General features: G+C 29.6%; 17 protein-coding genes. 14 read left to right on the top strand and 3 right to left on the bottom strand.

The window, feature by feature from the left end; all coding sequences use genetic code 11:
- Nucleotides 1-149: 149 nt before the first annotated feature.
- Nucleotides 150-1709, bottom strand: a complete 1560-nt coding sequence (locus tag N4A55_RS10490; protein WP_293755978.1) for a response regulator transcription factor — start codon at nucleotides 1707-1709, stop codon at nucleotides 150-152.
- Between the two features lies 1 nt (nucleotide 1710).
- The gene (locus N4A55_RS10485; RefSeq protein ID WP_293755975.1) at nucleotides 1711-3513 is read right to left on the bottom strand and encodes a sensor histidine kinase; all 1803 of its coding nucleotides are present in this window, start codon (nucleotides 3511-3513) and stop codon (nucleotides 1711-1713) included.
- A 355-nt stretch (nucleotides 3514-3868) separates the two neighbouring features.
- Here N4A55_RS10485 and N4A55_RS10480 point away from each other — a divergent pair, with 355 nt between their 5' ends.
- From N4A55_RS10480 to N4A55_RS10440, 9 genes are all read left to right on the top strand, one after another.
- Complete coding sequence (locus N4A55_RS10480; RefSeq protein ID WP_330666376.1) at nucleotides 3869-4825, top strand: ABC transporter permease; 957 nt, start codon at nucleotides 3869-3871, stop codon at nucleotides 4823-4825.
- Between the two features lie 14 nt (nucleotides 4826-4839).
- On the top strand, nucleotides 4840-5754 hold the full coding sequence (locus N4A55_RS10475) for a carbohydrate ABC transporter permease (RefSeq protein WP_293755972.1): 915 nt from the start codon (nucleotides 4840-4842) through the stop codon (nucleotides 5752-5754).
- Between the two features lie 71 nt (nucleotides 5755-5825).
- Complete coding sequence (locus N4A55_RS10470) at nucleotides 5826-7322, top strand: ABC transporter substrate-binding protein (RefSeq protein ID WP_293755969.1); 1497 nt, start codon at nucleotides 5826-5828, stop codon at nucleotides 7320-7322.
- 77 nt (nucleotides 7323-7399) lie between these two features.
- The gene (locus N4A55_RS10465) at nucleotides 7400-8014 is read left to right on the top strand and encodes a YesL family protein (RefSeq protein ID WP_293755966.1); all 615 of its coding nucleotides are present in this window, start codon (nucleotides 7400-7402) and stop codon (nucleotides 8012-8014) included.
- A 14-nt stretch (nucleotides 8015-8028) separates the two neighbouring features.
- Nucleotides 8029-9015, top strand: a complete 987-nt coding sequence (locus N4A55_RS10460; RefSeq protein ID WP_293755963.1) for a glycoside hydrolase family 130 protein — start codon at nucleotides 8029-8031, stop codon at nucleotides 9013-9015.
- Between the two features lie 316 nt (nucleotides 9016-9331).
- Entirely contained in the window at nucleotides 9332-10588 is a 1257-nt protein-coding gene (locus tag N4A55_RS10455) for an MFS transporter (RefSeq protein ID WP_293755960.1), read from the top strand.
- On the top strand, nucleotides 10563-11567 hold the full coding sequence (locus tag N4A55_RS10450; protein ID WP_293755958.1) for a GNAT family N-acetyltransferase: 1005 nt from the start codon (nucleotides 10563-10565) through the stop codon (nucleotides 11565-11567). The genes N4A55_RS10455 and N4A55_RS10450 overlap by 26 nt, the downstream gene beginning before the upstream one ends.
- Nucleotides 11568-11584: 17 nt before the next feature.
- The gene (locus N4A55_RS10445) at nucleotides 11585-12706 is read left to right on the top strand and encodes a LuxE/PaaK family acyltransferase (protein WP_293755955.1); all 1122 of its coding nucleotides are present in this window, start codon (nucleotides 11585-11587) and stop codon (nucleotides 12704-12706) included.
- A gap of 49 nt (nucleotides 12707-12755) precedes the next feature.
- A complete protein-coding gene (locus tag N4A55_RS10440; protein ID WP_293755952.1) occupies nucleotides 12756-15368 on the top strand; it encodes an acyl-CoA reductase in 2613 nt (870 codons plus the stop codon).
- A 122-nt stretch (nucleotides 15369-15490) separates the two neighbouring features.
- Here the strand turns inward: N4A55_RS10440 and N4A55_RS10435 are convergent, their stop codons facing one another.
- Nucleotides 15491-16984, bottom strand: coding sequence for a hypothetical protein (locus tag N4A55_RS10435; RefSeq protein ID WP_293755949.1), 1494 nt, complete (start codon nucleotides 16982-16984; stop codon nucleotides 15491-15493).
- 227 nt (nucleotides 16985-17211) lie between these two features.
- Here N4A55_RS10435 and N4A55_RS10430 point away from each other — a divergent pair, with 227 nt between their 5' ends.
- The 5 genes from N4A55_RS10430 to N4A55_RS10410 all read left to right on the top strand — a co-directional run bounded on the left by N4A55_RS10430 (nucleotide 17212) and on the right by N4A55_RS10410 (nucleotide 22229).
- Nucleotides 17212-17439, top strand: a complete 228-nt coding sequence (locus tag N4A55_RS10430; protein ID WP_293755946.1) for a hypothetical protein — start codon at nucleotides 17212-17214, stop codon at nucleotides 17437-17439.
- A gap of 216 nt (nucleotides 17440-17655) precedes the next feature.
- A complete protein-coding gene (locus tag N4A55_RS10425) occupies nucleotides 17656-18726 on the top strand; it encodes a pyridoxal-phosphate-dependent aminotransferase family protein (protein WP_293755943.1) in 1071 nt (356 codons plus the stop codon).
- Nucleotides 18727-18797: 71 nt separating this feature from the next.
- Nucleotides 18798-19700, top strand: coding sequence for a D-2-hydroxyacid dehydrogenase (locus N4A55_RS10420; protein ID WP_293755940.1), 903 nt, complete (start codon nucleotides 18798-18800; stop codon nucleotides 19698-19700).
- A gap of 29 nt (nucleotides 19701-19729) precedes the next feature.
- A complete protein-coding gene (locus tag N4A55_RS10415) occupies nucleotides 19730-20977 on the top strand; it encodes a DUF1015 domain-containing protein (RefSeq protein ID WP_293755937.1) in 1248 nt (415 codons plus the stop codon).
- A gap of 73 nt (nucleotides 20978-21050) precedes the next feature.
- Nucleotides 21051-22229 (top strand): acetyl-CoA C-acetyltransferase, encoded by a 1179-nt coding sequence (locus N4A55_RS10410; protein WP_293755934.1) that lies wholly within the window; start codon nucleotides 21051-21053, stop codon nucleotides 22227-22229.
- Nucleotides 22230-22378 lie beyond the last annotated feature (149 nt).

Below are 22378 nucleotides of genomic sequence, written 5' to 3'. Positions count from 1 at the left end.
TAAGCAAGTAATAGAAAGTAATAAGAGCAAAAGAGAAACCCACAAGAATTATAAGCTTACAAAACAGCTTAATCTTGCGGGGTTTACTTATTTCTTATTTAAGAGCTCAAATATCGCTATTTAACGACAGCCCCTTTTTATGCTGATAGTTATTTTAATGATTTATAATCTGTAGGAGAGACGCCAGTATATTTCTTGAATATCCTATAAAAATAATTCGGGTCCATATAACCCACTTTTTTGGCAATCTGAGCTGTTTTTAGATTACTCTCAAGTAGATATTCTTTAGCTCTATCGATTCTATAATTATTCAAGTAATTAGGAAAAGAGACGCCAGTTTCCTTTTTGAATAACTGTCCCAAGTAAGTTGTATTAATATTGAACTGGAAGCTTAGAGTTTTCAAAGAAAGTTCTTTGCTGTAATTTTTATGAATATATTTTAATACCTGATATACTACTGGACTAGTTAATGTTTCTTTCTCATTTAGCTTATCTATTATATAGGTGAATAAATTCTTTAATGTTTCTTTAAGTATTTTTAAATCATGTATGTCATGTATAGTAGATAGTAAATTTGATTGATGATTGATAATTTCATTTTGAAATAGAACAAATTGACTACTCATAGATTTATATAATGTTAATAAGATTTTTACAACAATCATTTTCAGATGTTCAGGAGTTATTCCCGGTATATTGATAATTTCATTAAATAGTTTATCTATATAGCTAAATAATTCGTCTTTGTTCTTAGATACCAATGAAGATGCTATAAAATTATGGTCTATAGATATTAGGTTTTCAACTTTTAGTTTACTATCATTAAGTATGTCATTACAGATAACCTTTTTATTGGGGTATATTAGAAAGTACTCGAAAAGTTTTCTTGCAGTTTTATAACTTTTAGAAAGCTCTTTATATGATATAACTGTTGGTCCTAGAGTTATATGTACTTTTACATTAAGAGAAGTTATATTTTTATATATTTTATCTAGTATATTGAGTATATAAGAGTTTCTATCATCATATTGTTCGTGGGTGAATATCAAAACAAAATTACCATACATGTCTTCAAAGGACATTATTTTATCATCGGATTTTATATAATTATAACAGATGTTATATATCTTGGATACTTGAGTATTTGCACTATCTAATGTAATATTAATTATTGCCACACTATAGCAAGAACTATCGGTAATGATTTGCAGCATATCTGATCTATTTTGAAGTTCTTCTGAAGTGATAGAATCATTTACCCATCTAGATAAGATATTACCTCTTAATATATGCCATTCACTATTATTAGGTGTAAAAATAACCTTAGATGTTGCTAGATCAAGACTCTTAACTGTTTCTTCCAGAGTAGCAGTCAATTCATCCGTATTAACTGGTTTTGTTAGGTAGTTTTCTATACCTAGCTTTATACCTTCTTTTACGTATTCAAAGTCATTGTACCCACTTAGTATTGAACATTTACAATTAGGATTAAGGATTTTTGCTTCTGATATAAGTTCTAATCCTTGCATCTTAGGCATTTTTACGTCAGTTATGAGAATATCAACATGAGTGAATTTCATGAAATCAAGAGCATCTCTTCCATTATAAGCTTTACCAACAACTGTTAAATTTAATTTAGCCCAATCTATTAAGACTTCAAGTCCGTCAACAATAAAAGGTTCATCATCAACTAATAAAACATTATACATTTTATAAATCTCCCTTCTTCTTTGCAGGTATATGAATTGTCACCTTAGTTCCAACATATTTGTAGGATGATATCTTTAGTCCATAAGTATCACCATATACTATCCGTAATCTTTCATGAACATTAAATATTCCTATACTAGTAGGTTGTACTTTGTTCTCAAGAGCCAATTTTATATCATTTAAAGAACTCTCATCTATCCCACAGCCATTATCTTCTATTTCAATATAGATATCATTATCCTTGAAATAACTATTAATTGTAATACTATTATTTGAGGCATCCAGATTAATTCCATGAACAATATAATTTTCCACTATGGGTTGTAATGATAATTTAACTATGCTGTAAGACAGCATGGATTCTTCAACATTAAGGTTTACAGTTAATTTATTATTATATCTAATTTGAAATAATTTCAAATATAATTGACAGTGTTCAAGTTCTTTTTCAATAGTAGTTATAGTTTCGGTCTTTAGAGAATTTCTGAAAAATGTTGCTAAGATATATATCATTTCACATACATCTTTTGCACCACTGACGGCAGCTCTCATTCTAATGGATTCTAAAGTATTGTATAAAAAGTGAGGATTTATTTGGGCTTGTAGAGATTTTAATTCAGCACTTTTTTGTTTAACTTGATAAACGTATACTTTTTCAATATAATTATTAAGATCATCGCACGTCTTATTGAAGTTATTGGCAATAGCTGTTAATTCATCTTTTTTATTTTTTGTCTTTATGCGTACGGATAAATCACCATTACGTACGGCTTTTATTGCTGATGTTATGTGATGCAAACGGTTTGAATAAGATGCAGTAAATAAAATAGACAATCCAATGATAGCTATTATACATAATATTGTTACTAATACAATTAACAATATTGTAGGTCTTATATAATTTTGAATAGTTCCTTTTGGTATAGCACCTATAATAACTATATCTACATCTACATTCTTTATTGATTTTACATAGGTGGAATCAACTATACCATAATTGTGATGTGCATATCTAATTATATCTGGATCAATGATTGAGTTATGTTCATTAGTTGAATCAAATACTACATTATTATTGCCAGCGAGTATTATGACATGTCCAGGATCAATGGTCTTAGATATATTAAATATGTTATTATTAATAATCTTACTACTATAATTAATTATTAGCTTTCCTACAGGTTTTAATGAAATAGGATTCTTGATTGTTAATATATAACTAAAAGTACTAGATTCAGTGTTTTTTACAGAATAGTTCGTCTTGAATCTTGCTTTTTCTGTCAGGGGGTATGTACTTAATTCTTCATGATAACTTTGAAATAGTTCTGTATCACTATTATAATATTTTGATTCTGTATTATCATTTAATGTATACAAGAATTCACTGTCTATACTATATAACATTATGCTATAAATATCCTTATCTTGTAATAATGAAATCTCTAGATAAGCATTCAATCTAGTAAAAAGAGATATATCATTTTTGAAGTAATTATTTAGAGAATAAGTATAAAAATCAGGATAACCCATTTCTAAAAAAGCTAAAACAGAATCAGCATAAGATTTATTCACATAAAGATTGTTAAGTATATTCTTGGAAGTATTATATTTCGATGTCAGAGTATAATATGTTTCATCTATTAATCTTGAATTAGCATTCTTTATTTCTTTAGTTTTATTATCATTAATTATATATATAGATAAACAAGATAAACCTGTGAGAAAAATTATTGCTATAAGTGAGTAAAAAATTATAATTTTTTTAAAAAGTTGGTTTTTTATATTCTTTATCCATCTTGTCAATTTTGTAACACATCCAATCGTAAATAAATAGTTCTAGTCAAGTATGTCTATAGTATAATATGAAATTACCTTTTAGTCTATGAATAATGTGAGGTATAACTAATTAGATAAAAAATATATAAAAATAATCTAGTAAATATAAATAATTTATAGTTGATTATGTTAGTTGCAGTAATAAAAAACAACTTTTTAATAAAAAATCAAATGATTATATATGTGAATATAAGTAAAACATAAAAAACTAAGTAATATTTTTATAGTAAAACTAAACAATTTGAACTAGAGAATATCTAAGATAGCTTATATAATATACATAACGTTAGAGACAAATAAAGACAGGTAGGTGATAAATAAAGTGAAAGTTTTAACTAACAATAATAATACTTTTAAAATGACAAGCAACATTAAAAGAAATTTTGCTTTATTATTAATGGTTTTACCAGGGGCAATATGGTTAATTGTTTTTAAGTATTTGCCCATGTTTGGAATTGTCATTGCATTTAAAGATTTTAGATATTTTCCTGGTGGTTTCATTAACAGTTTATTTAAAAGTGACTGGGTAGGTTTTGAGAATTTTAAGTTTCTATTCAGTTCTAGTAATGCATTTATAATAGTTAGAAATACAATATGCTATAATACGGCATTTATAATTACAGGAACAATTCTTTCTGTATCATTTGCAATCATGCTTAATGAAATGACAAGAAAAAAATTAAGTAAAATATATCAGACGAGCATGTTTTTTCCATATTTCTTATCTTGGGTAATTGTTTCATATTTTGTATATACCTTTTTAAGTTTGGACAAAGGAATAGTTAATAATGTTTTAGTTTATATAGGTATGGACAAGATATCGTGGTATTCTGAGCCTGAAAAATGGCCTTTACTATTAGTATTTATTAATAACTGGAAAAATCTTGGATATAGTATAGTTTTTTATTTGGCTGCAATTTGTGGAATAGACAAAGCATACTATGAATCTGCAATGTTAGATGGAGCCACAAAATGGCAACAGATTAAACATATTACTTTACCACATTTAAAGCCTATGATCATTACACTAACAATATTAGCTATTGGAAGAATATTTAGTGCAGATTTTGGACTTTTCTATAATGTACCAAAAGAATCAGGACCTCTATTCCCAGTGACTAATGTAATAGATACCTATGTATATAGAGGTTTGATAAAGTCTGGCGATGTAGGTATGAGTACGGCGGCAGGTCTATTCCAATCATTTGTAGGATTCATTTTGATCATGGTTACAAATGGGATTGTTAAAAAAGTAGATAAAGAAAACGCAATATTCTAGTGGAGGTGAAGAAAATGGTCAGAAAGAAAAGAAAAGAAAGTTTTCATAATATTTCTAGAAAATCAAATATAATTATAACAATATTTTTTGGTTTGTTTTCACTGATGTGTATTGTGCCATTCATAACAGTTATAATGTCATCTATAACAGATGAAACAGTTCTGAGAGTTAATGGATATTCTTTATTTCCAGCGAAATTTAATTTTGCTGCATATGAATATATATTCAAGGCAGGTACACAGATTATAAAATCTTTTGGTGTATCAGTATTTATAACAGTAATTGGAACTGTTGTTAGTGTCACAGTTACAGCCTTCTATGCTTATGCATTATCTAGAAAATGTTTTGGATATAAGAATTTCTTCAATTATATGGCATTTTTTACTATGCTTTTTGGTGGGGGATTAGTTCCAACTTATTTGGTTTTAACAAGAATAGTTAAACTTCAAAATACTATATGGGCTCTTATCTTACCATTAACGTTAAATGCTTTTTATGTTATAGTGATGAGAACATTCTTTAGAACTAGTATTCCAGATTCAATAATTGAGGCATCACAGATTGATGGTGCTGGTGAATTTAGAACATTTTTCAAAATTATATTACCTATATCACTGCCTTCTGTTGCAACGATTGCTCTATTTACAACTTTAGGATACTGGAATGATTGGTTTAATGCACTACTATATATTGATGTTGCCCAAATAACTCCTATACAATACTTATTAATGAAGATTGAGAAACAAACAGAATTCCTTATTCAGAATGCTAATGAAATGGGTATAAGTAGACAAGAGGTTAATAAATTACCTTCTGAGACACTAAGAATGGCAATTGTAGTTATATCAACAATTCCTATAGCTTGTGCATATCCTTTTTTTCAAAAATATTTTATACAAGGACTTACAGTAGGTTCAGTAAAAGGTTAATATAGTGTATTATTTGCTATTATCAGCAATTTAATATAGAATTAAATTTCAATTTTAAGGGAGGAAATATAATGTTTAAAAAAAGTTTTATTTTAGTTCTAGCATTAATGCTTGCACTATCAACAATGTTAGTAGGGTGTGGAGAAAAGAAAGATGATAAAAATCAGACAGATACTACTAATTCAGGTTCAGACAAAGAGAAAGAAAAGCCAGTCAATCTGACTTGGTATACAATTGGAACACCTCAAAAGGATGAAACTCTTGTAGAAGAAGAATTAAATAAATATTTACTTGAAAAAATTAATGCTACAGTTGACATTAAGATGTTTGACTGGGCTGAATACAATCAAAAGATGCAAGTTAAGGTTGCGTCAGGAGAAAAGTTTGACATGATGTTCGCATGTTCTTGGGCTAATGACTTTGCTTCAAATGTGGCTAAGGGTGCATTAATTCCACTTGATGATTTAATAGAAGAGTATGGAAAAGGTATTAAGAAAAACTTACATCCACTATTCTTAGAGGGTGCAACTATTAATGGTAAAATCTATGGATTACCTACTAATAAAGAATTAGGATGGCAGTCAATGTGGATTATCAATAAAGATCTAGCAGATAAATATGATATTGATATTAGTAAAATATCTACTTTGGAAAGCTTAGAGCCATATTTACAGATTATTAAAGATAATGAGCCAGATGTAATACCATTAACGCTTGATAAACAAAGTGTTCCATATGTTCCAAATATAGATCATTTCTTAGGAGATAAATTACCACTTTCCATCAAATTTGATGATGATTCCAAGATTATTAACACATTTGAGACGGAAGAAGCAATGGAAATATTTAAAACAATGCATAGATATTATCAAAAAGGATTCATTCATCCAGATGCGGCAATTAATTCTATCGGAGATAATAATAAATCAGGTAATTATTTCATAGCAAAAGCACACTATCAACCATATGCAGAAATGATTTGGCATGATGGAGATTTCAGCATGTCAGAGATAGCAATTATGCCAGTACATGAACCATATGCAAATAATAGTTCAACTCGTGGTGCTATGCAAGGTATTTCAGTAACTTCTAAACACCCAGAAAAAACAATGGAATTCATGAATCTATTATATACTGATGAATACGTAATTAATCTAATAGATTATGGTATTGAGGGAACACATTATAATAAAGTTGATGATAAACATATTACTAAGACTGAACAAGGTAAAAAATCATATGCATTCCCATCATTTTCTATTGGTAACTTATTTAACACTTATTCATTAGAAGGTACTCCTAATGATAAATGGGAAAAATTTGAAGAATTTAATAACTCATGTATCAATGCTCCATCATTAGGATTTACTCCTGATTTTTCAAAGGTTAAGACTACAATGTCAGCTGTTACTAATGTAGCTGAAGAAGTGAATTCATCTATATATTTAGGAGTAGTTGATCCTACTGAATATCTTCCAAAAGCTATAGAAAAATTAAAGAAAGCAGGAATAGATGAAGTAATTAAAGAACTTCAAAGACAATATGATGAATGGCGTTCAAATAATTAGAATTAATATTTGATACTAAAAGGGGCTAAAAGCCCCTTTTACACTAATAAATATACTTTGAAAAGAGGTGTTTGAAATTGGGAAGATTATTTTCAATTGACAGTATACTATATAGGATAGGAATAACTATTATTGATCTATTCTACATGAATCTATTATGGATAGTATTCACTATAATAGGATTTGGCATAACAGGTGGAGCATCTACTACAGCTTTATTCTATGTTATGTTGAGAAGAGCTGAAGATAAGGGTAATTGTAATTATAAAGAGTTTTTTTATGGTTTCAAGAAAAACTTCAAGAAATCTACTATAGTTTGGATTGTTCTAATATCAGTGTGTTCAATAACATATGTTAACATTAATAATATCACCTTTTTTCAAAGTATAATTGGAAATACATATATGACGATGTTTCTTTTTGCAGTACAATTGTTGGTGTTAATTGAAATATTGGTTATAAGCATATATATATTTTCTTTATTGGCAATGTATGATAAACCAGTTAACCTTTTAATTAAGGTAGCATTTGTTTTAGGTAATAAGTATTTTTTTACAACATTAACTTGCTTAGCACTCATGATAATTGTTCTTATTGGTTTATTTCATGTACCGATTATACTTTGTTCAGGTATAAGCGGTCTGATTATGCTTACATCTTTGATTATAAAAGATAAAATTATATTAGAATAAGGAGATAGACATCAATGGGAAAATATAAGATTATTGGAGAATCATTAAAAAATATTCCATGGGAAGAAAAACCAGCTGATTGTAAAGAAGTGATTTGGCGTTCTAATATGAACCCAATAATAAAAAGAGATCATCTACCAACATCAAATAGTATCTTCAATAGTGCTGTTGTTCCATTTGAAGATGGTTTCGCAGGTGTTTTTAGATGTGATGATAAAAGAAGAGAAATGAGAATTCATGCAGGATTCAGTAAAGACGGAGTTAACTGGGATATAAACGAAGAACCTATAAAATTTAACTGCGATATTGAACAAGTAAAAGAATTTGAATATGCTTACGATCCTAGAGTGGTATGGATAGAAGATAGATATTATGTAACATGGTGTAATGGATTTTACGGACCAACTATAGGTATAGCATATACTTATGACTTCAAAGAATTTCATCAGTTAGAAAATGCATTTTTACCTTTTAATAGGAATGGAGTTCTTTTTCCTAAAAAAATAGATGGTAATTTTGCAATGTTAAGTCGTCCAAGTGATACTGGACATACTCCTTTTGGAGATATATTCTATAGTGAAAGTAATGACTTAAAATTCTGGGGTAGACATAGACATGTAATGGCACCTAGAGGTTGGTGGCAAAGTACTAAAATTGGAGCAGGGCCAGTACCTATTGAAACTAGCGAAGGATGGTTATTAATTTATCATGGAGTACTGACTTCTTGTAATGGTTATGTATATCATTTTGGTGCAGCACTACTTGATTTAGAAAAACCTTGGAAAGTAATTGCTAGAACTGAGCCTTATTTATTAGCTCCAAGAGAGTTATATGAGTGTGTAGGGGATGTTCCTAATGTAGTATTCCCATGTGCAGCATTAACTGATAGTGAAACAGGAAGAATCGCTATATATTATGGCGGAGCAGATACAGTTACTTGTTTAGCATACACTCAAATAGATGAATTAGTAGAATTCATCAAATCAAATTCAAAATTATAAAATAAAAAAGGGTCAAGTAATAGTAGGTACAAATCTGCTTTTATTTGACCCTTTAATAATAGATTTTCTATAATTATGTAAGGAGAAAATATCTTATACTATACCATTTTTTGCAACTGAGTTATGAATTCTAGTAAATTTGCTTATTAATATTAAACTAAATGATATTTTACTTAATAAAATATATTATATAACGAAATTACATTCAAAAATTAAAATTCAATTTTATAACCAGTTACAAGACAAATTTCTACAAAATATTTAGAATTATTGTGTTATTATATCACATGTTATATAATGTCAGGAGGTATTTGATATGAGAGAAAAAGTAAAACAACATCCTTTAATTTTATTCTCAGATTTCAGAATATTATTTTTTGCTAGACTCATATCCTCTATAGGGGATAAATTTTTCTTGATTTCTCTTTCGTGGTTAGTATTATCAATGGATAATTCTAATTCTGCATTGAATCTGAGTATAGTAATGGCTGCAAATATTATACCAGTAGTTATTTTTGGACCATTCATGGGAACTATTGCTGATTGTATTAATCGAAAAACATGTCTTGTTTTGGCTGATATAGTACGAGCTTTTTTTATGGCAATTTTAGCATTCTTTGTGTGTAATGATAATTATACCATATGGTCTTTATTTATTCTAAGTTTTTTAATAGCTACATTTACGCCATTATTTGAATCGGCAACTAATGCATCAATTGAAATCCTAACCGATGAAGAAAGTATTTCTCAGGCTGTAGCTCTTGATTCTATGGTTTTGCAAGTATCGAATCTACTAGGGGCTTTCCTTGGGGGAGTAGTCATCTATGCTGTAGGAATCAAAGGAGCTTTTATATTTAATGCTTTGTCCTTCATCGTATCTTTATTTATTATTCTTTTTATACATACTAATCTTAGTGTTAAGAAGAATACTATGACTAAAAATTTTAGACAAGAATTTGGACAAGGGTTTAAATATATTATAAGTATTAAACCTTTATTTGCACTCATTATTTTTTTTCTCATTTTTAACTTTTTTGTATCTCCAATTGCAATATTTATACCCCTTATTGTGAAGTTTGTAATAAATGAACAGTCAAACTGGCTTGCGATATTAGAAGGGGCAGTTGCATTGGGTTCAGTAATGATTACATTATTGCTTAGTTTCAGAAATGATATTAATGAGAAGATGTATAAAAAGATTTTTATCAGTGTCCTTACTATGGGAATATCTATGAGTTTAATAGGGTTATCAACTAATAGATATATTATTGCTTTATGCTTATTTATAACAGGTTGTACATTAGCCCATGTAAATGCTACAGCCTATGGTTTTTTTCAAAAAATTGTACCAGATTATTTAAAAGGACGTTTTTTCGCAATTCTTACTACAATGTGCTTCAGCATTATACCTATAACTTATATTATTAATGGTGCATTAACCAATATTGTCAGTGTATCCACAGTAGTTTTTTATGAAGGAATATTATCTGTATTAGCTGCATTCATAATAATTTTTATACCAAAGTATCAATTAGGAGGGGATAATTATGGGTTACTATATAAGGTTGATTAAACCAAATGAAATTCCAGAATTATGTAATCTAATATATCAGATATATGGTGATACATATGTACATAAAAATATGTATGACCGAAAAAATATGGAAATACTCAATAAAAGTAAGAGACTAATATCTTTTGTAGCGATAGGTGACAAGGAAGAAGTTATAGCTCATGTAGGATTAAAAATTCATGGTCCACAAGGTGAGATGTCTGCAGCATTTGTTAAAAAAGAGTATAGAAGACAAAATATATTATATGATTTGTCAGAACAGGTAGTACAATACGGTAAGCAATTAGGATTAGAAGCCATATATGTTATGTCCATAACTAGTCACATATATTCACAGAAGGTAGCTTTAAAACTAGGATTTAAAGATTGTGCATTACTAATATCATGTATGGAGCCTATGAACTTCAAAGGTATAATAGAAAAAACTGTACGTGAATCCTTAAAAGTAACATACATTTTCTATAATAAACCTGATTGTTTAGAATTATATATACCAAGTTCCCTGCTAAGAGTTCTTAATCTCATATATACTAATCTTAGAATAAATGTCATACCTATGCCTGAATCTGAAGAGTCAATATGGGAAAAGAGTAATATCAATATAGTTTATACAGATGCCTCAATATGTTATATAGATATTAAAAGGTTGGGAAAGGACTTATTGGAAGAATTGGATAAGGTAATTAACCAATATGATAATGATTATATATCAAGTATCTATTTGTATATAAGACTTGAAGATTCTCTAGTGCATAAGTTCTATGAGGAATTTACAAGGAGAGATTTCTTTTTTGCTGGAATAATGCCAGGAAAGAAAAATAATATATTGATACTACAGAAAGTAAAAGAAATTCATCCAGATAGTATAAAAATTAATTCATCTATTGGCAATAAGATTTTTAGGTATATACTAGAGAGCAAAAAACATATAACCTTAGCTAATGAAAATAAAAAACACAGATATCCTAAAGTGATTTAAATAGGAGGAGAATGATTATGCACACATTCAAATATATTGACGAAGTAAGTAGATTAAAACCTTTTAAGTTCAATAAGGAATATGACCTGATTTTTATAAATGCAATGAAAGAAAATTATGAATTTCAATTAACAAAACATCCTTATCTGAAGCATATGTTGGACTATACAAATGGAGTTTTAGCTATAAATACAATTGAAGATTTATATGATATACCCCCCGTTTTTGTGGATTTGATGAAATATCATAACTTATGCAGTTTACCTGAAGAGGAAATAGAATTAACCTTAACTAGTTCGGGTACAAAAGGACAAAAGACCAAGTCGTTTTTTGATAAAGATTCTTTATCTCGTCTGAATAAGATAGCTTCATCAGTTTTTAATGCCATAGGGTATAGTTCGGAGATACCAGTTGAGTATTTTATGCTTTCTTATGATATAACTAAAGCAACTGATATTGGTACTAGTTGGAGCGATAAACAAATGCTCGATTTGGCTCCACAAAAATCAGTCCATTGGATGATTGAATGGGATGAAGAAAGAAAACAATATATATTCGATGATGAAAAATGGGCTAGATTATTTATTGAACAAAGTGGGGAAGGACCTGTGAGATTATTAGGTTTTCCAGCATATATGTACAAGATGGTAGAAACCATAAAAAAAATACATAAACCTGTAAAAATTGATGAAAGAAGTTTTATATTAGCTGGTGGAGGATGGAAAAATCATCTTGGAAAATCAATGTCATTAAAAGAATTTGGAAGTTACATGGAAAAAAATATAGGATTGAAGCCTAGCCATATAGGGGATACATATGGGTTAGCTGAGCATGGTATACCTTATTGTTCTTGTGAATATGGACATTATCATATTCCACAATATAGTCGTGTAAGAGTATGTGATCCATTGACCCTAGAACCTGTTCCTATAGGAGAGGAAGGTATGCTCCATTTACTTACACCTTATAATATCGCCCAACCTAATTTATCTCTTCTCTCAACAGATATAGTGACATTAGGGGAAAATTGTCCATGTAATAGAGAAGGTACTTATATCAAGAGTATTCGTCGTGGAGGAAAGAAAAAACACAAAGGCTGTGCCATTGCAGCATTAGAGATACTTAAGAATTCAAAATAAGGTTAGATTAGGATATAAACACAGTTTTGATAGAAAGGAATAGTGTATCATGATAAAAAATATTATATGGGGAAAAGATATAAATGAATCATTAGATGAGAAGTTGATAGAGTCCAATTTTAATGATGAAAAACTGCAGATTATGAAAAATGAATTTTGGAAAATTCCTATAGATGATATATTGTATGTATTAGAACAAACTGGTCAATTAATGAATAATATAGATAAGAAATATTATAATAAATCAATGGAAATATTGCCTGAGCTTCTAGGCTATTCCCCTAATATGGTTAGATTAGGTATTTCTATGTTGCAAGAGGTATTAAGTGTAGATAGTCTTTCAAAGAGATTAGATGTGTTAAAAGATTATCATTCTATAGATTATCCTTGTGATATAGATAATAATATTAGCTATGTTTTACCTGTAGGTAGTGTATGTCATATAGCAGCTGGAAATATTTTCTTAGGAGCTATTGATTCCTTGATATATGGAATTGTAACAAAAAACATCAATATAGTGAAAGTATCAAAAAAGAGTCCTGATTTTGCTTACATTTTTTTTGAAGCATTAAAGGAAGCAGATAAGAATAATATATTAATACCTTATATTTCAATAATATATTGGGATAGGATCAATGAATCATATATTGAAGATTATATGAAGCATCATTGTGATATCATCTTACTGTTCGGTGGTAGAGAAGCAGTTTTAAATTACAAAAATGGTACATCTCATAAAGTTAATGTTGTAGCTTTTGGTCCAAAACTTAGCTTTGGTTTAATAACTAAGGAATTATCAGATGGAAGATTAGAAGAGATTGCAATGGGTTTTGCAAAAGATATAATAATGTGGGAGCAGAACGCTTGTACAAGCTGTCAGAATATATTTATTGAAGAAGATGAAAAAACTCAAAAATTCATTCAATTACTTAATGATTCACTTGAAATCTTAGGAGTTACATATGAAAATAAGTATTTGACTATTGATGAAAAAATGGAGATTAGAAGAACACGTTCTCTCTATAGTTATAAGGAATATGAAGAAAAAGCAAAAGTCATTGAAGGTAAGAGAGGTCATCATACTATAATAATAAATCATTCAAAGGATATACAGGATTCACCATTATTTAGAACAATATACATTAATATCATAAAAGACTATAAAGATATATTAGAGGGAAATATTAATAGATTACAGTATTATATGTCCACTATAGGTTTTGCGGCTAATAATGATTACCAGCAGATAATTGATGATTTTTCTAGTCTAGGAGTATATCGTTTTTGTTCACCAGGAAATATGAGTATTTCTTCAGAAGAATCATCTTTACATGATGGAGTTAACATTGTATCTAGCCTTATTAGACAAATAGGATTTGAAGATCTACCATATTCAAGTATTGGTCTATCTAATTGCAATAAGTATAAAAAAGAATCAATAATACTATCAAAAATCAATGCTATTTTAAAACAAGCATTGAAGTCAACATACTATAAAAAATTGTACAAAGATATAGAGATACCTGTAAAATCTTTAGAAGACTTTAGGAAATTACCTGTACTTACTAGTAAAGCACTTATTAGTCAATCTTCTAATATGCTTACAGGTAAAAACGAAAACAGTTACGTTTTCTCATCAGGAGGTTCTTCAGGTAAAGAAAAGTTTGTATGGTATAGTACAGAAGAATTTTCCAAGTCCAAAGAAGTATTTGGTATTGGATTCAAACATATAGGTATAACCAAGGATGATTTTGTAGTCAATTATCTGAAAGCTGGTAGTCTATGGACAGCTTTCTTAGCTACTAATAAGGGACTTGAAAAAACAGGATGCAGAATATTATCATTAACAGCTAATCAGTGTCAAGAAGATAGTATTAATATTATAAAGAAACTTAAACCAAATGCAATCATGGGTATACCTGGTACTTTAATACTGCTAGCTCAAAAAGCAGAAGAGTTAAATGAAGACATTACTTTTGAAAAAATATACTATAGTGGTAATCATATGGCAGAATCAGGAGAAAAGTATCTAAGGAAAGTATTCAAGTGCAGTGTTATTAAGTCTTTTGGTTATGCAGCAGTTGAAACTGGACCAATAGGTTACCAGTGTCCATATTGTAAACCAAGTGAATATCATGTTTTTGAAGATTGGTGTTATGTAGAAAAAGATGATGATAACAATATTTTAATAACAGACTTAGAAAGAAAACTGCATCCTATAATCAAGTATAAATTAGGTGATAATATTGAGTATGTAGAAGGAGTGTGTAGTTGTGGCAACAAGTCTCCAAAAATCAAACTTATATCAAGAAATGATGATGTTATAAGGTTGAATGACACGGATTTATATTTGTATGACATAGATCAGGTTATTAAAAAGAATGATTATTTATCACCATTTTATCAAGTTGTAATAGATAAAGATGAAGGACAATTAATTAAGATATATATTCGTATAGAAACCATCCAAAATATGGATTGCACTAAAGAATTTATCGCTAGTGTTCTTAATTCAATTAAAAAACAGACAAAAGCTCTAGGAGAATACAGTAGTAAAAATCTGATAGGGCATATATATCTTGAATTGATTGAACCTGAAACTATCAAACGTAACTTTAGAACAGGGAAAATACGTAAGGTAATAGATAATAGATATAAGTAAGCCATCAACCATAGTGTTCTTCATAAGAAGTAGGAGTCAATTAATACTATAATCTAGTGAGAATATTGGTTTCGCACCTATATATACTTAAATAGTATAATAGTAGGTGCGAAATTTTATAGTCATTCATTTAAAATATTAGAATTATTATCAGATTTTTTACCCCCATTTTCATTAACTAGAATCTCTATCTTATCTTCTGCTATTATATTTTTAGCAGAAATTTTAGCCTTATTTTCTATTTCCTTAATTTGCTTAATAAGTTCCGGAATTTTTATATCTATATTTTGATCGGGAGTTTCTTTTACATGCACTTCTTTTACATGTTCTTTTTTTACATTATCAATCTCTTTGGTTTTAGGTTGTTTATTCTCGCTAGCTATGTATGCTTTTCGCAATTTCTTTTTAAGCTTTTTAATTTCCTGCTCAGCCTGAGTAGTTTTTAATTTCCACATTTTGGCTTGATTTTGTAATTCTTTAGCCATTTTAGCTAGATTATCATATTGTTTAGTTATATTCTGCTGAACCTCTTTTTGTTCTTCCAGTTCATTTTTCAATGATGCAATATTGTACATTTCATTAGAAGTAAAATTACTAATAATTGATTTTATCTCTAGGTTAGTTTGACTGCTAAGAAGTATATTATCTGTATCAACTTGACTCAGTACAGCTAATATAGGGTATTTATAAATATAACCAAAAAATTTATTCCCAAAAAGACTGTTATTGTTGTAGCCATAGAAATAGAAATGTCTAGCTTCTGGATTTTGAGATGAACATAATTTGGGTTTGGTAAATGTAGTTCCGTTATTACATGATAATGAATACATTAGTTTATTGGCTTCTTTGAAATTAATCCATACAATATTATTATATATAAATATAATAGGTGATGTTTTTTCAGTAGTAGAGTAGATTTTTATTGGGTCGGACCATTTGCCACTTTTTTTGATGAAATATATTGTATTGGTTGAACCTCTTTCTACATATGTAATACAAACTTTATCATCACACAAGCATAGACTATAATCAATAAAAGGGTTTACTGAATCTGTTATTGTTTCAAATTCCTCCCAATTAGTTGAGTGAATGTTGTATTTATATAGATTAAGTTCATAGCTCCCTTTATCATTAAGCACTTGGCATAAAAGATAAATGATATTGTTGCTTATAAAACATTCATACGGTGAGGAAAGACTAGGGACAGAAAACAATGATTGAGGTTCAGTTTTTTCATTCTGTTTAAATGCATGAAAGATTAAATCACTAGTTCTTTCATAAGGATTGTAAGCACAGTAGAATAAATAATTTTGCTCATGGTACAAGTACTTGATATTACCTATTTGGTAGCTATTATCAAAGTCATCTAATAGGTTAGTGAATTCAAATTTATTATTTTTCTCATATAAGTGGATTAAGCTGTTAGTGGAGTTCTTATATATTACATGGATGTAGTTATATTCATCAAGAGAAGCAGAGTATTCGTTATTGGTACTTTTTGCAATAACTACAGCTCTTTGGTTATATTTTATTGGATAACGTCTATAGTATATGCTTTCTCCAGTTTTGTCTATGAGTAAGTTTGAAGCATTATTTTTCGATAGTAGATATGGCATATTCATTTCCCCTTTACATTAGGTGCAATAACTTATTTATTAATATATTATTCTAGTCTATTATGATTAATGCTTGAAAATAATTTTTAATAAAAATGTCGTAATAAAAAGGGAAATCTCTATATTAATTTATAAGACAATATATAATTATAAGCTGATACCTTGTAACACTACTCCAGATTTATACATAAAATATATTGAAATTAATTTTTAGAGGAGGAAGTAAAGTGTCTGATTGCAAAATATGTTTCCATAAAGGTGATGGAAAATTTATGCGTCGACCTGTAGAAGGGAATTGTCCAGTATGTGATCCAGAAAAACCAGTTGACCCTGCAAATGATGCATGTGTATGCCCACCATTAGGAGAACCTAAGAGTTATATGAGCACACATTTTTTGCCATTAATAAAATCGGATATTGCTTATAATTTTAATAAATATGTTTTAATTACTTAATAATGTAAAAAAAAGAAAATTAATTCTTTATTTTGAGAAATATAATTTTGATTTAGTTGTAGTATAGATTATTTATGATATTCTTAATTTGGAGAGATATTGAAAATATAAAAAACAATATTATATTATTTCTCTATATATTGCTATACAGTATATGAATAATAACTACATGTTAGTAAAAGTAGTATTTTAATTTTAACGTAAGGAGGCTGTAATATGCATAAAAAATTATTTATTCCAGGACCTGTAGAGGTTAAAGATGATGTGCTAAAGATGATGGCTAAACCTATGATTGGGCACAGAACTAAAGAGGCTTCTAAGCTTCAGAGAGACATTAGTGAAAAACTTATGAAACTTTTCTACACTGAAAGTCAAATTATTCTATCAACTACATCTGGTAGTGGATTAATGGAATCAGCCATTCGTTCTTGTACTAGAAAAAGAGCAGCTGTATTTGCAGTTGGTGCATTTGGTAAAAGATGGTATGAGATGGCTATAGGAAATAATGTTCCAGCTGATTTATATGAAGTAGAGTGGGGGACTCCTACAACAAAAGAATCTGTTGATGAAGTATTAGCAACTGGTAAATATGATGTAGTTACAGTTACACATAATGAAACATCAACTGGTGTTATGAATCCAGTAGATGAGATTGGTGAAGTTGTCAAAAAATACCCTGATGTAGTTTTCTTAGTAGATGCTGTTAGTTCAGCAGGTGGTGCTAAGATTGAAGTAGATAAATGTGGAATAGATGTATGTATAACTTCTACTCAAAAAGCTCTTGGTTTACCTCCAGGACTTGCTATTTGTACTGCTTCCGAAAAAGCAATAGAGGCTGCTAGACAGGTTGAACATAGAGGATTCTATCTTGACCTTGTTAAATTGTACGATACTATCAAGAAAAAAGATCATCAATATCCTTCAACACCATCATTGTCACATATGTTTGCTTTAGATTATAAATTAGATAAAATCTTGGAAGAAGGTCTAGACAATAGGTTTAATAGACATGCCGAGATGGCAAAATACGTTAGAAATTGGGCTAATGAATATTTTGAATTATTACCTGATGAAAGATATGCATCCAATACGCTAACAAATATTATGAACACAAGAGAAATCAGTGTTGGAGAATTAAATAAAGCTCTTGGTGAAAGAGGCTTTATGATTTCTAATGGATATGGAAAATTAAAAGAAAAAACATTTAGAATAGCACATATGGCTGATACTAATTTGGAAGAGGTAAAGGAACTTCTTGAAAACATAGAGGATATATTGAAATTTTAGGTTTTAATAAGTTATTAAGTATCTTAGATTAATAATTAGGTATAAAAAGTAAATTTATTGGAGGTTATATTATGGCTAAAATATTAGTCGCTGATGGTATGGATAGAAATGCTGCAAAAGAACTAAAAAATATGGGGCATGAATTAGTTATTGAGCATTTGGATGTACCAGAGTTAAAGAGGGAGTTAGGTGATTACGATGTAATCATTGTTAGATCTGCTACTAAGATCAGAAAAGAAGTCATTGATGCAGTTGCTTCAAGCAATCTTAGACTAATCATCAGAGCTGGAGTAGGACTTGATAATATAGATGTTTCTTATGCTAGAGAGAAAGGTATAGCAGTTGAAAATACACCAAAAGCTAGTAGTGCATCAGTAGCAGAACTAACCATTGCTCATATGTTTTCTTTGGCAAGATTTTTATACATATCTAATGTGACAATGAGAGATGGAATGTGGTATAAGAAAGCTTATAAAGGCATAGAATTATCTGGAAAGACTCTAGGGCTTATAGGGTTTGGAAGAATAGCTATAGAAGTAGCCAAGAGAGCTAGTGCTCTAGGAATGAAAGTTATCTATACAGATATTATAACTAAAGATGGGTATGATGAATTTAGTTATGTGACAAAAGAAGAATTAATAAAGACTTCTGATTTTATATCATTACATATACCTTTCATCAAAGACGTGGGACCAGTACTTAGTGAAAACGAATTCAATATGATGAAAGACGGAGTTTATATCGTTAACTGTGCAAGAGGTGGCGTTGTAGATGAAGAGGCATTAATAAAAGCTTTGGATTCTGGAAAAGTAGCAGGAGCGGCTATTGATGTATTTGAGGAAGAACCTACTAAAAATAAGAAGTTATTCACTCATGAAAAAGTTTCATTGACACCTCATATAGGAGCATCTACAAAAGAAGCTCAAGCTAGAATTGGTTTAGAGATAATAGATAAAGTTAAAGAATACTTTTAGTACAAAAAACTTTGATTGGAGGTTAGCATATGGCTGTAGTTAGACCTTTTATGGGTATTAGACCTAGTAAAGATTTAGTAGAGAAAGTAGCTTCTCTTCCTTATGATGTCATGAATAGAAAAGAAGCAGAAGAAATGTCAGCTAGTAATGATTATTCATTTTTACATGTTGTTCGTGCAGAAATAGATGTGGATGACAGTGTAGATCAATACGATAAAGTTGTATATGAAACAGCTAGGAAAAATCTAGACAAAATGATTGAAGATAAGATTCTAATTCAAGATGAGAGTCCATGCTACTATATCTACAGACAAATTATGGACGGAAGAGTTCAAACTGGACTTGTAGGTTGTACATCTATTGATGATTATATGAATAATATTATTAAGAAGCATGAATTCACAAGACCAGCTAAGGAAGTTGACAGAATCAATAACTTTGATTACTGTGATGCAAATACAGCACCAATATTTTTAACATATAGGAAGAATGACGAATTAAATAAGATTATCAATGATTATATTAAGTTCAACAAGCCTATATACAATTTTACAAGTGAAGATGATATTACACATATTGTTTGGGTTATTAGTGGGGACTCTATAATAGATAATATTAGTAGAATATTTGAGAACACCAAATATTTATATATAGCCGATGGACATCATCGTTCTGCCTCTTCTGTAAAAGTAGGATTGAAAAGAAGACAAGATAATCCAGAATTCACAGGAGAAGAAGAATTCAATTATTTCCTATCAGTTATCTTTCCGGATGAAGATTTATTCATAATGGATTATAACAGGGTAGTTAAGGATTTGAATGGCTATACAAAAGAAGAGTTTTTAGACAAAATTAGGGATAATTTCTTAGTGGAAGAATATGCAGGAGGTAGTTATAGACCTGTGGATAAGCATACATATGGTATGTACCTAGATAATAAGTGGTATAAGCTTACTGCAAAAGATGAGATTACTAATAAGGAAAATATTGTTGATAGATTGGATGTAGCGATTCTACAAGATAATTTATTAGGACCAATTCTTGACATCAAAGACCCTAGAACAGATAAAAGAATTGATTTCATAGGTGGAATCAGAGGACTTAAAGAACTTGAGAGACGTGTCAATGAAGGAATGAAAGTTGCTTTTTCTATGTATCCAACTACAATAGATGATTTGATGGAAGTTGCTGATACAGGAGAAGTAATGCCACCAAAATCAACATGGTTCGAGCCAAAGTTGAGAAGTGGACTATTTGTGCACAGGTTAAGTAACTGAAATAATTAGTGATGCTAGATTATAAAAAAGGAAGATGATAAGAAAGTACTTTTTGGGAGAGGATTGGGTATTTATGAGAGAAGTAGTGATTGTAGGTGCAGCAAGGACGCCAATAGGTAAATTCGGAGGTAGTTTAGCTAAGCTTTCAGCTGTTGAACTTGGGGTAGTTACAGCAAAAGCTGCAATTGAAAGAGCAGGAATAAAACCAGAGCTCATTGATGAGGTTCTTATAGGTAATGTCTTAACAGCAGGGCTTGGACAAAATACTGCTAGACAGATTGCGATTGGTGCGGATGTACCAGAAACTACACCTGCTATTACAATCAATAAAGTTTGTGGTTCTTCGCTTAGGACTGTAAGTATGGCTGCACAATTCATAATGCTTGGAGATGCAGATGTAGTTCTTGCAGGTGGTGTTGAAAGTATGAGTAATGCACCATACTTGATACCAAAAGCTAGATGGGGTTATAGGATGGGAAATGGTGAAATTATTGATTCAATGATAAATGATGGATTAACAGATATATTCAACAAATATCATATGGGAATCACAGCAGAAAACATAGCTGAGCAGTGGAATATATCCAGAGAAGAGCAGGATGAATTTGCACTTAATAGCCAATTAAAGGCTGAAAAAGCCCAAAATGAAGATAGATTCCAAGATGAAATAGTCTCTATAGAAATTTCTCAAAGAAAAGGTGATCCAATTATTGTCAACAAAGATGAATATCCAAAACATGGAATGACTATAGAAAAACTACAAAAATTAAGACCTGCATTTAAGAAAGATGGTACCGTTACAGCGGGAAATGCATCTGGCATTAATGACGGAGCATCTATGCTTATTGTGATGGCAAAAGAAAAAGCTGAAGAATTAGGATTACAACCATTAGTTACAATTAAATCTTATGCATCAGCGGCACTTGATCCAAGTATAATGGGATATGGACCAGTACCAGCTACCAGAAAGGCTTTAGAAAGAGCTTCTATTACAGTGGAAGATTTAGATATAATAGAGGCTAATGAAGCATTTGCAGCTCAATCTATTGCTGTTGTTCGAGATTTGGGACTTAATAAAGACGTTGTTAATGTTAATGGAGGAGCTATTGCATTAGGTCATCCTATAGGTGCATCAGGGGCACGTATACTAGTGACTCTGATATATGAAATGATAAAACGTAATAGTAAAACTGGTTTGGCTACTTTATGTATTGGTGGAGGTCAAGGAACTGCCATAATAGTGGAAAGATAAAATTAACAGGGGGCTGTCGTTAAATAGCGATATTTGAGCTCTTAAATAAGAAATAAGTAAACCCCGCAAGATTAAGCTGTTTTGTAAGCTTATAATTCTTGTGGGTTTCTCTTTTGCTCTTATTACTTTCTATTACTTGCTTATTTTTG

This window comes from Vallitalea sp. (genome assembly GCF_025211055.1).
In the GTDB taxonomy this organism is placed as follows: domain Bacteria; phylum Bacillota; class Clostridia; order Lachnospirales; family Vallitaleaceae; genus Vallitalea.
The sequence above is the reverse complement of the archived record's forward strand: the minus strand, read 5'-3'. Positions and strand labels throughout refer to the sequence as shown.

Coding starts and splice junctions, on each gene's coding strand:
- N4A55_RS10490 (WP_293755978.1), bottom strand. CDS start 1,709: ATGTATAATGTTTTATTAGTTGATGATGAACCTTTTATTGTTGACGGA.
- N4A55_RS10475 (WP_293755972.1), top strand. CDS start 4,840: ATGGTCAGAAAGAAAAGAAAAGAAAGTTTTCATAATATTTCTAGAAAA.
- N4A55_RS10470 (WP_293755969.1), top strand. CDS start 5,826: ATGTTTAAAAAAAGTTTTATTTTAGTTCTAGCATTAATGCTTGCACTA.
- N4A55_RS10460 (WP_293755963.1), top strand. CDS start 8,029: ATGGGAAAATATAAGATTATTGGAGAATCATTAAAAAATATTCCATGG.
- N4A55_RS10455 (WP_293755960.1), top strand. CDS start 9,332: ATGAGAGAAAAAGTAAAACAACATCCTTTAATTTTATTCTCAGATTTC.
- N4A55_RS10450 (WP_293755958.1), top strand. CDS start 10,563: ATGGGTTACTATATAAGGTTGATTAAACCAAATGAAATTCCAGAATTA.
- N4A55_RS10445 (WP_293755955.1), top strand. CDS start 11,585: ATGCACACATTCAAATATATTGACGAAGTAAGTAGATTAAAACCTTTT.
- N4A55_RS10440 (WP_293755952.1), top strand. CDS start 12,756: ATGATAAAAAATATTATATGGGGAAAAGATATAAATGAATCATTAGAT.
- N4A55_RS10435 (WP_293755949.1), bottom strand. CDS start 16,984: ATGCCATATCTACTATCGAAAAATAATGCTTCAAACTTACTCATAGAC.
- N4A55_RS10425 (WP_293755943.1), top strand. CDS start 17,656: ATGCATAAAAAATTATTTATTCCAGGACCTGTAGAGGTTAAAGATGAT.
- N4A55_RS10420 (WP_293755940.1), top strand. CDS start 18,798: ATGGCTAAAATATTAGTCGCTGATGGTATGGATAGAAATGCTGCAAAA.
- N4A55_RS10415 (WP_293755937.1), top strand. CDS start 19,730: ATGGCTGTAGTTAGACCTTTTATGGGTATTAGACCTAGTAAAGATTTA.
- N4A55_RS10410 (WP_293755934.1), top strand. CDS start 21,051: ATGAGAGAAGTAGTGATTGTAGGTGCAGCAAGGACGCCAATAGGTAAA.